The following is a 12,838-nucleotide window of genomic DNA, read 5'->3' as shown; positions in this document are numbered from 1 at the left end:
ACCCGCAGTGAATGGAATGAGCCGGATCGCCGCGCGAGGCAAATTATATTTTCGCGCGGCCACGCTCCCGCCTGCTTTGTCGGTCGCAGGCGTCTCGCTAGAATTACCGTCCCATTCAACATGCTCCACAGGGAGATCTGGGATGAGTTTTCACGCAAAATCATTGGTTGCTTCATCACTCGCCACGCTGGCCGTGATCGGCCTCGCGACGTTCGCCGCGGCGCCGGCGCAGGCGCTCACCGCGCAGGAATGCAGCGCCAAGTACAAGCAGGCGAAGGAGGCCGGCACGCTGGGCGGCCAGAAGTGGAACGACTTCCGCAAGGCCCAGTGCGGCAGCGATGCCACCGCGGCCGCGGCACCGGCGGCTCCGGCCGCACCCGCGGCCGAGGCCAAGCCGGCCAAGGAGGCGAAATCCGACGCCAAGGAGGCCGCTCCCGCGCCGACCGGTCCCGCCGTGTTCCCCAACGCGGTGGACCCGAAATACGCCAAGGAGAAGCCCGGCAAGGCGCGGCTGCAGACCTGCGTCGATCAGTACAATGCCAACAAGGCGACCAACGCCAATGGCGGCCTGAAGTGGATCCAGAAGGGCGGCGGCTACTACAGCGAATGCACCAAGAAGCTGAAGGGCGCTGCCTGATCCGGATTGACGTGACGTTGCCGGCGGGCCGGGGGCATCATGCGGCCGGCCGCCGCTCTCGACGCCATGCATCGTCGCGAGACCGCCGGCCGGACCGGGCTCAACGCCGGTCGCGCGGCGGTCCTCGCCGGTGGCGGGGCATTGCTGCTCCGGTGATTTTGGGGCTTGCCTTCCGGTGCGGGAAATGACCCTGCTCTCGCCATGATCTCTGCTGTCCAAGGTATGCTCGGCCTGGTTTGCGGCGCGATGGTCGGGTTCTCGCTCGGCCTCGTCGGCGGCGGTGGCTCGGTGCTGGCGGTGCCGCTGATGGTCTATGTCGTCGGCGTGCCCGAGCCGCACATCGCGATCGGCTCGAGCGCGATCGCGGTCGCCACCAACGCGGCCATCAATCTCGCCAATCATGCGCGCGGCGGCACCGTGATCTGGCCGATCGCGGCGCTGTTCGCAACGGCGGGAATCGTCGGCGCCTTCACCGGCTCGCTGCTCGGCAAGATGGTCGACGGCCAGAAGCTGCTGGCGCTGTTCGCGCTGGTGATGATGGTCATCGCCATGCTGATGCTGAAGACGCGCGCCCGCATCGGCACCCCCGATGTGAAGATGAGCATGGCCAACATCCCGGCGATCGTCGGCTTCGGTCTCGCCACTGGCACGCTGTCCGGTTTCTTCGGCATCGGCGGCGGCTTCCTGATCGTGCCGGCGCTGATGGCTGCGACTGGCATGCCGATCATGAACGCGGTCAGCTCGTCGCTGGTCGCGGTGACGACCTTCGGGCTTACCACCGCGGCGAGCTATGCCTGGTCCGGGCTCGTCGCCTGGGATCTCGCCGGTCTGTTCATCGCCGGCGGGATCGCCGGAGGTCTTGCCGGCACGCGCCTGGCGCGCCATCTGTCCGAACGGCGCGGCGCATTGAACGTGGTGTTTTCGGTCGTGATCGCGGTGGTGGCGCTGTACATGCTGACACGCAGCCTGCTGCATATCTGGAGCTGACCTCAATGAAGCGCGTCCCCTCGACTGCGATCATCTCCGCCAGCAGCCGGCGTGACGTGTTGACGCTTCTTGGCGCAGCCGCGGCGCTGTCCTTGTGGCCCCGCGACAGTCGCGCCGAGGATGCCGATGAGCCCGACGAGGGCGCGGTGCTGCGCGATCCCGATGCGCCGGTGCTCGGCAATGCCGCGGGCGACATCACGATCGTCGAATGGTTCGACTACAATTGCCCGTATTGCCGCAAGCTCGATCCCGAACTGCAGCAGGTCATCCATGATGATGGCAAGGTGCGCTGGGTTCTCAAGGAGTGGCCGATCCTCGGGCCGACTTCGGTGGTTGCTGCGCGGATGGCGCTGGCCTGCAAATATCAGGACAAATACGCCAGGGCGCATGACGCGCTGATCGGCGTCAGTTCGAAGCTCACCGAGCCGCGCATCGACGAGCTGCTCGCTGAAGCCGGCGTTGATATCGACCGCGCCAAGCGCGACCTCGCAGCCAACGCGAAGGCCATCGACGCCATGCTGGCGCGCAACGACAAGCAGGCGCGGGGATTGCGTTTCCGCGGCACGCCGTCCTTCATCGTTGGCAAGTTCAGGGTGCCCGGCGTGCTGACCATGGCGCAGTTCGAGCAGGTCATCGCCGACGCGCGCAAGGCCAAGGCGGCCAACTAAGGCGGCCAACTAGCTGGCAAAGCAAAGGCGCCTCGACCGAAGCCGAGGCGCCCTGAAAACGAAGCGTCGTGCGCGTTACTTCGACGAGATGCGAACCCAGTCGTCATGCGCGCGGGTCTTGAGCGAATTCCAGCTGTCCGCCGCGACGTCCCAGTTCACGATGGTCCGGCGCGACTGCGCGCTCGGTCCGTTGGCGACCTCCGAGGTCTGCATCGAATCATGGATGTAGACGCCCAAACCCAGGATGAGGGCCCCCAGGATCATTCCCACGAATGTCCGCATGTCATGTTCTCCAGTGTGACGGCCAACAACGCCGCGGTCGAAACTTGGTTCCGCGCTCGCCGCGGTCCCGGTCCACCGCGATCAGAACATCCTAACTGCGCGATTTTTCAGGCCGCGATTCCGGCGGTGAGGTGACGAGATTGAGGGCTTTCATCTCGTCGGGCTTGAACGTGAACAGCTGGTCATGCGGCGTCTCCATCGCATGCACCCAGACCTTCAGATCGATGCCCATCGCGGCGAGGTGGCGCTGGCATCGCGCCGAGATGTTCTGCGCAAGGCTCATGTCGTCGCCGGACCTCACGGTGGTCCCGGACGTGGGGACTGCGGCGATCTGATGCACGCCGATGATTGCCCGCTCGCCGGCCCGGCGCTCGACACCGCAGGCGAACACCAGCGGGCACGACGACGCGCAATATTTTCCCGCCTCCACTTCGGTCGCGAATTTCCGCGCGCGGATCAGTCGCCCCATCGCCAGCGCGTCGGCGACGGAGCCGCCTGGCGAGTTCAGCACGACCGTCTTGATATATTCGCCGTGGCGTTCGACTGCGTCCGCGAAGCTGCGTGCGCTGCCGGGCGTGATCGTGCCGGTCGCGAACAGCCGGCCGCCGCTGCGCAGCTCGAACTGAACAGGCTGCTGCAAGGCACGATCCCCCTGGGGCAGCGGCATCAGCCGCTTCATCAGGGGCGCCAGCACCGATGGTGATTCGGCCGGCATGTCTGGCGCGTCGCGCCGAATGTCGAGCTGAGTCGGGGCTGCATCCGATGGCACCTGCGGAGCATTCAGCTCGAGCAGATCCGCCGCGAGAACTGCGGCGGTGACGACGAGGATGCTGCGGAAGACCCAACGCAGAATGCTCTCATCGGGATTGTCCGCGAGCCAGGCATGGACGCGTCGGTTCAGCGCCGAAGCCACGGGACTACTTTCCAAGCCGAGCCGACGACAGCGACGTCACGTTCTCATCCACCGCGGCCGGCGCCGGCTCGATGGCTAGCGCGGAAGGCTGCTCAGCAGGCGTTTCGGCAGGCCGTCGCTCGGCCGCCCGCCTGGCATCCTCGACCTCGCGCGCGATCTGCAATGCGGTGACCAGATCGCTGGCCGTCAGGCTGGAGGCGCTCACGGCGGGCAGGCCCTCACGGCGGATGGCGGCATGGACGACGCAGAGGATCAGCACCAGCACCGCCGGCATCAGGTCGATCGAGATCGCGCCCGCCCAGCTCGGGATGAAGTCGCCGGCGTAGCGCAGCACGGCTTCGGCGGGCGACAGCGTCTGGAACCGGGTCGGCTCGATCCGCGGCAGCGCCAGGATCTTGTCGGCGGCGTCGGCGAGCGAGGCGGCCTGCGTGGCGATCGCGCCCTCCACCTTGCCGACGACGGCGGTCTGGCGCTCGGCCAGGTCGCCGCTGCGTCCGCCCGGGGCAGGCGCGATGAATCCGGCCGACAGCGACGTCGCGGCGCGCTTCACCGCAGGGGCCACCGAGGTCTGCTGCAGATTGGCGATCACGCCCATCAGGTTGAGCGACTCCGTGGCGAAGGCATCGCTGCGCGTTGCGATCGGGCCGCGGTCGGAGATTAGCTCGCGCATCCTGGCGAGGCTCTTGCCGCCCTGCTCATAGAGAGCGGAGACGCGCTTGCCCGACTCCTGGACCTGCTGGCCCAGTCCGTCGAGCTGCGTCGACATCTGCGCGAGAAGCTGGACCACGGTGCCCGATCCGGAGGTGCCGGTGAGCGAGCCCGCGCGTTCGGCGTCCGCCAGCTTGGCGAAGCGGGAGGAGGCGAGCTGGATGTCCGGCAGCAGGCTTTGCGCAGCGATCGCCTGGCTGTTGGCCCGGTCGAGGTCGCGCGTGTAGTTCTGCACGGTGATCGCAAGATGCTGCTGGATTGCGGCGGCGCCGGCCAGCGCCGAGGCATTCAGCCAGGACGACATCGCGACGATCATCAGCGAGCCCAGCAACATGCAGCCGGCCATCATCAAGCGCCCGATCGTGCTGGTGACGTGCGGCATGAACTGCATCATGAACACCCAGAAGGCGTAGATGCCGACCGAGACCGCGACCGAGTAGATGACCGCCGCAAAGAACACCGTGGTCGGACTGCCGTTGAGCAATTCGCGGACGCCGAGATAGGTGTAGACGCCGGCGGCCAGCGCCAGGATCGCGGTCGTGAGCTTCAGCGTCACTTCGAGACGGCTGACGCCATTGGCGAGCACGACGGAGGTGGAGGAGCGGGCGGAGGAGACTTGCGCGACGGACGCAGGAGACGAGGGCATCAGCGGCGAGGGCATGAGCGGACCTTCGGCGGCCTCATGGCCGCCCGTATGCAGCGCCCCCGCTGTATGGCCGAGCAGAACCAGTGCGGACAAAATCCGCCGACATTGTGTCGGCGGCATTACCGATCAGCCATGTCGTCGGGAGACGCTGGCTCAGCGCATCAGCCAGCGCAGCAGCTCGACATTGGCCTCGCGCGGATAGCAATGGCTGAGATCATCGATCTCGCGATAGGCGACATCGGCGCCCGCCTTGGTCAGGGCGTCGGCGGTATGCCGCGCGATTTCGACCGGGAACATCCAGTCGAGCCGGCCGTGCACGATCTGGATCGGCAGCCCGCGCAGACGGTCGCGGTCGGCGATCTCAGCCATCAGCGGATGGAACGTCGCGGCCACCGGCGCAAGGTGCGTGAACGGCGAGCCTGCGGCCAGTCCGCTGACGTAGCAGAACGTGCCGCCGTCGCTCATCCCGGTCAGCAGCATGCGGGTGGAATCGATCGCGACGCGGCTGCGGACGAGGTCGAGAATGCGCAGCAGGTTCGGCGTATCGGCGTCTTCGCCCATCAGTGCCCAGGTCGGTCCGGCCGCGGTGGGGGCAACCAGGATGGCGCCGAGGCTGCGCGCGGCCCGCAGCCAGCTCCAGAGAAAGTCGCGGCCGTTGCCGCTGCCGCCATGCAGCGCCATGACCAGCGGCCAGGCCCGGTCCGCCGTGTAGTATTCCGGCACATACAGCGAAAAGCCGCCGCGATTGCCGATCTCGTTATGGTCGTGAAATACGGCGTCCTTGCCTGCAGAGGACGTGGCCAGCAACCGGCGCAGCCCGTCGTCGCCGTCGACGGCGGGATCGAGGAAGAATTCGCCCAGCGGCGGCAGCGTCGCGGCGAGCGGAAACAGCGCCTCGAGCGCGCGCGGCAATTGACGCAGGGCCCTGAACACGTCGACCAGGTCGCCCTCGCCGCGCTGAACGGCGCGCAGGCCGGCAAACGACATCAGCGCGGCGTCCGCTGCGGTGTCGAAGGCGATACGGATATGGGCGAAGTCCGCCGGCCACGACGTGAGATGAATCCGCGCCGTGTGCAGCGCCTGCTCCGGATCGCCGACATCAGCCATCACGCGATCGAAATCCGGCGGATTCAGGTAGCGCGCGACGTAGGACAGGGCTTCGAGCGTCTGCAGCAGTGGCGGCAACACGATGAGAATGTCATCCACCACGGCATCCGTCATGCAGGTCTCCTTGATACGCGAACCGCGGGTCTGGCCGTCTCGTCTGTTTGCCGGCGAGCGCTGTCATGCAACGCAAAATCGGCCGTCCGGGCAATGACCATTTTCCGAACGCGTGTTCGCTCCGCGAAGCCGCAATCTCGCGATGCGGCTCCCGCAAGTCAACATGGTGCGGACGTTGCCGTCGCGCGTGACAGGTGAGTCGCGCGCGAATACACGCGCAGACGATAGTTGATTGACAAAATTCGGGCGCGATGTCGCACTTGGTGAGAGCCGACGGCGCAGCGGAGGGTTCCTCATGGATCACCGCCCTGGGTCAAAACTGCCGATCGGTTGCCGAGGGGGGATTCGCATCATGACCAAGTCGCCGTCGGCCGCGTTGATCAACGCGGTGCTCGCCATGGACGTCTACAACAGAGGCGTCAACCCGACGCTCGTGGTCAATTTCAACCGTATCGGGAGCTATGAGCTGGTGGCGGCGAGCGTGACGTCGACCGCCGACAATTTCGAGGCCGCGACCTATCAGCTCGCGGGCGATCCATCGACACGGATCATTTCGTTTCGCGGCACCGACAGTCTCGCCGACGTGCCGTCGTGGCTCGGCGGCGCCGGTCTGGCTGGCTGGCCGACGCAGTTCCCGGATGCGGAGTCCTACTACAAGACATGGGCGACATCGAACGTCTCACTGACCGGACATTCGCTCGGTGGCGGACTTGCCGGCTACATCGCGGCGCTCAACGACAAGGTGGCCTATGCGTATGACGCGATGCCGTTCGAATTCGCGGCGGAAGTCCGCTACGACCAGTTGCACGGCTTCTGGGGCGCGCTGACGTCGCACCCGGTCGACCGCTATTCCGACATTCACATGGTCTCCCTTTCTGGCGAGATCCTGCAATATGTGCGGGCAGCGGCGCCGGTCCTGGAAGCGCCGCTGGCGCTGCTGCAGCTCGGACCGGTCGCCGGCGCGCTCGCCATCGCCCATGCTGCGATCGGCATCTCGTCCGAGCAGAAGACCGTGCTCGGCGCGGGCACAGATCTCGGTCTGGATCCGGTCAGCCTGCACTCGATCGCGCTGCTGACGATGATGCAGTGGGCGAGCGACAACGGTGCCCAGGATTGGAAGAAGGCGGCGGCTGTGCTGCTGGCGCCGCTGGAGAATGACGCGATTGCTTCGGCGGTCGGCATTCCCGCGGCCGGTGTGAGCGGCGAAGGCGCGCCGTCCGACAAGATGAAGGACATGATCGCCTATTCGACCGTCACCGATGCGAGCGGCTACGGCAACAGCGCCGTTCAGGCCCTGTTCAATGGCGGCGGCGTGCTCGGCAACAGCGTCAGCGCCGACACCGCGGCGACCTACCTGAAGAACGGCGGGGTCGAGAAGGCGCTGGCCGAGATCGTGGTGGAATATTCGGCGCTGCTGGCGCAGAACCACGACGAGGTCACGGCGACGCCCGGCGTGATCGGCCATGAGCACGGCATTTTCTATCAGGATACGGCCAACAACCTGCTGGTTGCGGATCTGTCGTCCGACCTGTGGTCGCACACCGACACCGGATCTACGGTGGACATCCTCGGCAAGCTCGCGCTGATCGATGCGGTTGCGAGCTTCGAGGGCGATGACGCCAACCTTATCGACATGGCGATCGGCGTGCTGTGGGGCGGCAAGACCGACAATCTCGACTGGCTCAGCGCGGCGCTGAGCGATGCCGCGACCTCGGTCGCGGTCGATCCGGTGCCCGGCGCGATCATTGCCGCCTCCGACGGTGCGCTGCTGATCGCCGGCGGCGGCAACGACACGCTGGCGGGTACCGCCAATGACGACCTGCTGATCGGCGGCGGCGGCAGCGACGTGCTCAAGGGCGGGGCCGGCGACAACATCCTGGTCGGCGGCGTCGGCGCCACCTACATCTATGCGCCAGGCGACGGCAATGACGTCATCATCAATGGTGTCGCCTCGCTGTCGAAGCCGACCGGCACGCTCGATTTCGGAACGGCCTACACGGCCGACAATTTCTGGTTCGTCAAATCGGGCAACGATCTCGAGATCGACATTCTCGGCACCCATCAGCAGGTCACCGTCGCCGACTGGTTCCTTGGCGGCTCCTATCAGCTGCAGGAGATCAAGGCCGGCGGTCTCGAGATCGATACCCAGGTGTCGCAGCTCGTGCAGGCGATGGCGACCTACGCCCAGGCGCATCCGGCCTTCGATCCCACGGTAGCATCACAGTTGCCGACGGATGCGCAACTGCACGACCAGATCGCCGCGGCCTGGCACGTCAACGCGTGAACGCAGGCCCGCGGCCGCCTCAGTGCAGCCGCGGCGCCTTGAGCAGCTTGGCGCGGTCGGTCGAGGCGATGGTGACGTCGAAGGTGACGCCCTCATGGTGCACCGTTAGCGGCACGTCGACTCCGGCTGCGCCGAGCGCCCAGAGCTTGCGATAGAACTCGCTCTGGCTCGTCACCTTGTCGCCGTTGATGCCGAGGATCACGTCGCCCGCCTTCAGCTCGGCGCGGGCGGCCGGGCCATTGTCGGAGACGCCGATCACGACGACGCGATCGTCGACCTCGGTCGCGTACATGCCGAGCCAGGGGCGTGCCGGCTTGTTGACGCGACCGAAGCGCCTGAGATCATCGATGATCGGCTTCAGCAGATCGATCGGCACGACCATGTTGACGTGCTCGTCCTTGCTGTCGCGCTCGCGCTCCAACTGGAGCGACCCGATGCCGATCAGCTCGCCCTTGGCCGAGAGCAGGCCGGTGCCGCCCCAATTCGGGTGGGCGGGGTGGGTGAAGATCGCCTCGTCCAGCAGATATTCCCAATAGCCGGCGAATTCCTGCTTGGCGATGATCTGGCTCGCGACCGATCGCGTCCGTCCGCCGGCGCCGCCGAGCACGACGTGATCGCCGACCTTGGTTGCCGCCGACGAGCCGAGCGGCAGCGCGGGCAGGTCGAGCGACCCGAGCGCCTGCACCAGGCCGAAGCCGGTGGTGAAGTCGAACCCGAGCACATGGCCCTCGACCACGCGTCCGTCATTGGGGTGCAGCCAGACGGATTCGGCCTCGGTGATTAGGTAGCCGATGGTCAGCACCAGCCCGTCGTCGATGACGACGGCATTGCCGGCACGCTCGGTCCCGAGCGTTTCCGCGCTGAAGGCGTCGGACGGAATGATGGCATGCAGGCCCACGATCGAGGACAGGGCTTGATCAAGATCGTATTGATAGTCTTCGGCGCGAGGCTGGAAGGCGGAGGGCACTTTCCATTCGGTCAAAGAAGGCATTTCGTTCTCCTGCTCTGTCGATACGCCCGGATGTATCGACCAAGCTTCTGCTTCGTGTCGCGTGACGGCCACAGCGTGAACGCGAGCTTAACATCTTTGGGCGGCTGCGCCAGTTCCGCGGGCCCCGCGCCGGCGCTGGGAGGAACTGCCCGTGCCGACTACCCGCGGCCGCAGCCCCTGCCGATCAGGGGCCAGACCAGCCACGCGCCGGCAGCATACAGGCTGCCGACAGTCGAGGCTCCGGTTCTGGCCGCGATGTGGAAACGTCCGGCATCGAGCAAGGCTCCATCGGAGGCGACGATCGCCGAGATCATACGGTCGGACGGGCCGAACACGACCACCGCATCCGGCTTGATCACCAGGGCCATGGCAGCCATGCCCGCAAACCAGGCGAGGGCAACGGCCAGCACGCCCTTCAAGGGAAGGGCGCGGGACGGGGGAGGCCGGTCAATAGTCGTAGGCATGCTCGAACGTATATCCCGCGGCTTCGAAACGGCCGATGTCCTGAACCAATGACCGCACCGGTACGTCGACGCCGATGCGGCGGGCACCGGGACGCGACTGGATCGGGACGCTGAATATAGGCAGCCCATCGAAAGCTGCCAGCCGTCCGTCGCCCGGCGGCACCATGATCGTGACCAGGATGCGATGGTTGCCCGCGACCTCGCCGAGCCCGGCGCCGTCATGACGGCCGAGCTCCTTGGCGAAAGCATCGAACTTGGCGTAGCGCTCGGTCTCCACCAGCACGCCCTTCATGCCCTTGGCGTCCGTGACCTCACGGATCACCTTCACGCCCGGCATGACTGCAAGCTCGGCGGCAGGCAGGCCGGTGACGACGCTCTGGATGGCCAGCACGGCCGGATCGTAGCCCGCCGCATAGCCGATGACGGCCGCATAGGCGGCGCGCCCGGCATATTGCAGGCTGAGCGAGACGCGCCGCTCCACGGCGCGGAACGACGGCACGAAGGGCGTCTCGCGCCAGAACTGATCGAGCTTGGCGACGAAGGGATAGCGATACCAGGGGGTCTGATACAGGAATGCCGCGTAATCCTTCAGCAGAGCGAGGTTGAAGACGTCCTCTGCCGTCTTGACGCCGTCCGTGGTCTCCCAGCTGATCGCCCCGATGCTCTTCTCGTAAGCGCCCTGCAACGCCATCTCGGCGGTGAAGCTGAAGCCGATGATGTAGTTCGTCAGCTTCTGCTCCGAGGTGGCGGGACCGGAGCCGGCCGCCTGGCGCGTGGCCCGGCACAGGCTGCGCCAGAAGCCGGAGACGCTCGATAGATAGTGGAAGTCGGACTCCGAGGCCTGCCCGGTCACCGCAGCGAGGTCGGCATAGGCGTGGACGATGTACCATTCAGGAAAGGTCAGGAAGCTGTCACCCTGCGACCTCGCATAGGCGGGATCGGTGATGCCGAAGTCGGAGTTCACCACCGGGGTCGGGACGTCGGCCACGCAGACCGTCTCGACGCTGATCACGGTGGTGGCAATGCCTATCGCCGTGGCTGCCAAGACGACGCCGAGAAGATACAGCGCTTTGCGACGCAGGCTCATGCGACGGCAGCCTGTCTACGCCACGGCGACCAGCCGACCGCGATGCCGATCGCGCCGAGCGCGAGATGCGGCAGGCTGGAGAGGACCTTCACCAGCCACGAGGTGTCGCGGATGCCGTCGATGACGATCGAGAGGTCGAGATAGCCCGAGCCGGTGAAGACGCCCATCACGCCGTCCAGGAAATACAGCGAGCCGAACACGCGCAGGAAGAACACCGCGCTGCGGCGGGTCAGCATCGCCGCCAGCGCCCACAGGCCGGAGACGACATGCAGCGCATCCTTGTAGATGTCGAGCTGGAACAGGCCGAACACGCGGCCCTGCGCATCGATGAGGGCAGGGATGTAGTCGGTCGCGGCCGCGAATAGCAGCGCCACGGCGAGCGCGAGCGCGGCGATGCGATAGCGGTCCAATGCGAAGCCGTCTGCTGCTGATGTATTCATGCGAAATAGGCGTCCCACATCGCGTTGCGGAACAGGAGGTTCGGATCATACTGCCGCTTGGCGGCGACGAAACGCGCGGCCGCCGGATAGGCCTTCTCGACCTGGTCGCGGCGGGCATGCAGACGATAGGGCAGATAGAACGCGCCGCCAATCGCGGTGATGCGGTCGATCAGCGCTTCGGTCGTCCGCAGCATGTCGATCTCGCCTTCGGGCGAGGTCGCCTGCGAGAACGACATGACGGCTGCGATCCGGCGCACCGGCGCGATCGTGAGCGCGGGTGTCTTGTCCTCGGCGACGTAGCGCAGGGTGACGTTGAGGAATTCGGCGCGCGCTTTGGGAATGATCTCGCGGCAGGCGGTGAGGAACTCGCCGAAGCGCTCCGGCGCCACGAAATATTCGTGCAGGATGTCGGTGCGGTGCATGTCCTTCTGCGCCAGATTGGCGACCGGCTCGGCCATCAGCGAGTTGCGGGTGTAGCGGCTGTCGGAAATGGCGGGGCCGAGCCGGGTCTCCATGAACCAGCGCAGGCCCTTGGCGACCTCCCATCCGGTCTGGGCGCGATAGATCGTGTTGGCGACGCCGGTGAGCTTGCCGGAGCTCACGGCCGCGGGCAGGGTTGCCGGAGCATCGGGGGCGGGGCGGAAGGTGACGAGCAGGGCGTCGTCGAAGAACGCCTTGCGCGACACTGACATCCGTCCATAGGCCATCTTCACATTGGCGTCGCCATCGATGTTGCGTGTGAACTGCTCGGCGAATTTCTCCGGCGCCATGCGCTCGAAGCGCGGCTCGAGCAGCAGGTTCGGCACCATCTCGACCTCGAGATCGACGATGAGGCCGAACAGGCCATAGCCGCCCATCGCGAGCCCGAACAGCTCGGCATTCTCCGTGCGCGAGCACTGCACCAAGGTGCCGTCGGCGAGCAGCATGCGGATCGATTTCACCGTCGAGCCGAACGGGCCGTACGGCACCGGCCAGCCATGGGCATTGACGCAGAACGTGCTGCCGACGCCGAAATCGCTGTTCGACTGCATCACGGCCGGCGAGAAGCCCTTGGGATCGAGCGCGGCGATCACGTCCCACCAGCGGTTGCCGGCCGCGGTCCGATAGGTCTTTGCCGCCGTGTCGAGCTCGATCGCGCCGCCGTCGAGCGTGATTGCCGTGCCGTCGCGCGGCAGGCTCTGGCCGCCCATCGAATGCCGGGCCACGGCCGCGGTCACCGGACGTTTCGCGGCCGCAGCCTCCTTCAGCTCGGCGCGCAGCCGCGCGATCAGATCGTCGGTGGCGGGCTTGCGGATCACCACATGCTTCGCAACCGGCGTCGGGTTGAGCCGGCTGGCGTCGGTGAGGATGGTGCGCAGCTCGGCCCGCGCCCGCGGCATCCGCGCCAGGGGCAGCGCCGCGGCCGTGGCTGCGGCGCCCAGAAACCGTCGTCTCGACATCATGGCGCGGACTCTCCTTCCCCTGACGGAGTCTACGCCGGCATCGTAAACGTTCGAAAAATTTCCGTGCG

The 12,838-nt window shown here is 66.5% G+C and carries 13 protein-coding genes; 4 read left to right on the top strand and 9 right to left on the bottom strand.

The features are described 5' to 3' along the window. Window positions 1-142: 142 nt before the first annotated feature. The 3 genes from QX128_RS07850 to QX128_RS07840 all read left to right on the top strand — a co-directional run bounded on the left by QX128_RS07850 (window position 143) and on the right by QX128_RS07840 (window position 2,292). Window positions 143-637, top strand: a complete 495-nt coding sequence (locus tag QX128_RS07850) for a hypothetical protein (protein ID WP_315804556.1) — start codon at window positions 143-145, stop codon at window positions 635-637. Window positions 638-838: 201 nt separating this feature from the next. Next, the gene (locus QX128_RS07845) at window positions 839-1,624 is read left to right on the top strand and encodes a sulfite exporter TauE/SafE family protein (RefSeq protein WP_316218004.1); all 786 of its coding nucleotides are present in this window, start codon (window positions 839-841) and stop codon (window positions 1,622-1,624) included. Window positions 1,625-1,629: 5 nt separating this feature from the next. Then, window positions 1,630-2,292: a DsbA family protein gene (locus tag QX128_RS07840; protein WP_316237130.1), complete on the top strand. Its 663-nt coding sequence runs from the start codon at window positions 1,630-1,632 to the stop codon at window positions 2,290-2,292. Window positions 2,293-2,367: 75 nt separating this feature from the next. Here the strand turns inward: QX128_RS07840 and QX128_RS07835 are convergent, their stop codons facing one another. The 4 genes from QX128_RS07835 to QX128_RS07820 all read right to left on the bottom strand — a co-directional run bounded on the left by QX128_RS07835 (window position 2,368) and on the right by QX128_RS07820 (window position 6,062). Continuing rightward, window positions 2,368-2,574 (bottom strand): hypothetical protein, encoded by a 207-nt coding sequence (locus QX128_RS07835; protein ID WP_315804553.1) that lies wholly within the window; start codon window positions 2,572-2,574, stop codon window positions 2,368-2,370. A gap of 91 nt (window positions 2,575-2,665) precedes the next feature. Beyond that, a complete protein-coding gene (locus QX128_RS07830) occupies window positions 2,666-3,487 on the bottom strand; it encodes a hypothetical protein (protein ID WP_316237129.1) in 822 nt (273 codons plus the stop codon). A gap of 4 nt (window positions 3,488-3,491) precedes the next feature. Then, a complete protein-coding gene (locus QX128_RS07825) occupies window positions 3,492-4,856 on the bottom strand; it encodes a hypothetical protein (protein WP_410053133.1) in 1,365 nt (454 codons plus the stop codon). A gap of 138 nt (window positions 4,857-4,994) precedes the next feature. Next, window positions 4,995-6,062 (bottom strand): phospholipase, encoded by a 1,068-nt coding sequence (locus QX128_RS07820; protein WP_316237128.1) that lies wholly within the window; start codon window positions 6,060-6,062, stop codon window positions 4,995-4,997. A 352-nt stretch (window positions 6,063-6,414) separates the two neighbouring features. Here QX128_RS07820 and QX128_RS07815 point away from each other — a divergent pair, with 352 nt between their 5' ends. Beyond that, window positions 6,415-8,346, top strand: a complete 1,932-nt coding sequence (locus QX128_RS07815; RefSeq protein ID WP_316237127.1) for a calcium-binding protein — start codon at window positions 6,415-6,417, stop codon at window positions 8,344-8,346. A 19-nt stretch (window positions 8,347-8,365) separates the two neighbouring features. Here the strand turns inward: QX128_RS07815 and QX128_RS07810 are convergent, their stop codons facing one another. From QX128_RS07810 to QX128_RS07790, 5 genes are all read right to left on the bottom strand, one after another. Next, the gene (locus tag QX128_RS07810; RefSeq protein WP_315804549.1) at window positions 8,366-9,337 is read right to left on the bottom strand and encodes a S1C family serine protease; all 972 of its coding nucleotides are present in this window, start codon (window positions 9,335-9,337) and stop codon (window positions 8,366-8,368) included. Window positions 9,338-9,495: 158 nt separating this feature from the next. Then, window positions 9,496-9,801 carry a hypothetical protein gene (locus QX128_RS07805; protein ID WP_315804548.1) on the bottom strand — a complete coding sequence of 102 codons (306 nt, stop codon included), beginning with the start codon at window positions 9,799-9,801 and terminating at the stop codon, window positions 9,496-9,498. Further along, window positions 9,785-10,888: a hypothetical protein gene (locus tag QX128_RS07800; RefSeq protein ID WP_316181214.1), complete on the bottom strand. Its 1,104-nt coding sequence runs from the start codon at window positions 10,886-10,888 to the stop codon at window positions 9,785-9,787. The genes QX128_RS07805 and QX128_RS07800 overlap by 17 nt, the downstream gene beginning before the upstream one ends. Beyond that, on the bottom strand, window positions 10,885-11,328 hold the full coding sequence (locus QX128_RS07795; protein WP_316237126.1) for a DUF4383 domain-containing protein: 444 nt from the start codon (window positions 11,326-11,328) through the stop codon (window positions 10,885-10,887). Before QX128_RS07795 ends, QX128_RS07800 begins: the two co-directional genes overlap by 4 nt. Continuing rightward, window positions 11,325-12,770, bottom strand: a complete 1,446-nt coding sequence (locus QX128_RS07790) for an FAD-binding oxidoreductase (protein WP_316237125.1) — start codon at window positions 12,768-12,770, stop codon at window positions 11,325-11,327. The genes QX128_RS07795 and QX128_RS07790 overlap by 4 nt, the downstream gene beginning before the upstream one ends. Window positions 12,771-12,838 lie beyond the last annotated feature (68 nt).

Source organism: Bradyrhizobium sp. SZCCHNR1015, assembly GCF_032489875.1.
Classification (GTDB): Bacteria; Pseudomonadota; Alphaproteobacteria; order Rhizobiales; family Xanthobacteraceae; genus Bradyrhizobium.
Note: the sequence above shows the minus strand (reverse complement) of the source record. Positions and strands in the feature narration are given on the sequence as shown.

Coding starts and splice junctions, on each gene's coding strand:
- QX128_RS07850 (WP_315804556.1), top strand. CDS start 143: ATGAGTTTTCACGCAAAATCATTGGTTGCTTCATCACTCGCCACGCTG.
- QX128_RS07845 (WP_316218004.1), top strand. CDS start 839: ATGATCTCTGCTGTCCAAGGTATGCTCGGCCTGGTTTGCGGCGCGATG.
- QX128_RS07840 (WP_316237130.1), top strand. CDS start 1,630: ATGAAGCGCGTCCCCTCGACTGCGATCATCTCCGCCAGCAGCCGGCGT.
- QX128_RS07835 (WP_315804553.1), bottom strand. CDS start 2,574: ATGCGGACATTCGTGGGAATGATCCTGGGGGCCCTCATCCTGGGTTTG.
- QX128_RS07825 (WP_410053133.1), bottom strand. CDS start 4,856: ATGCCCTCGCCGCTGATGCCCTCGTCTCCTGCGTCCGTCGCGCAAGTC.
- QX128_RS07820 (WP_316237128.1), bottom strand. CDS start 6,062: ATGACGGATGCCGTGGTGGATGACATTCTCATCGTGTTGCCGCCACTG.
- QX128_RS07815 (WP_316237127.1), top strand. CDS start 6,415: ATGACCAAGTCGCCGTCGGCCGCGTTGATCAACGCGGTGCTCGCCATG.
- QX128_RS07810 (WP_315804549.1), bottom strand. CDS start 9,337: ATGCCTTCTTTGACCGAATGGAAAGTGCCCTCCGCCTTCCAGCCTCGC.
- QX128_RS07805 (WP_315804548.1), bottom strand. CDS start 9,801: ATGCCTACGACTATTGACCGGCCTCCCCCGTCCCGCGCCCTTCCCTTG.
- QX128_RS07800 (WP_316181214.1), bottom strand. CDS start 10,888: ATGAGCCTGCGTCGCAAAGCGCTGTATCTTCTCGGCGTCGTCTTGGCA.
- QX128_RS07795 (WP_316237126.1), bottom strand. CDS start 11,328: ATGAATACATCAGCAGCAGACGGCTTCGCATTGGACCGCTATCGCATC.
- QX128_RS07790 (WP_316237125.1), bottom strand. CDS start 12,770: ATGATGTCGAGACGACGGTTTCTGGGCGCCGCAGCCACGGCCGCGGCG.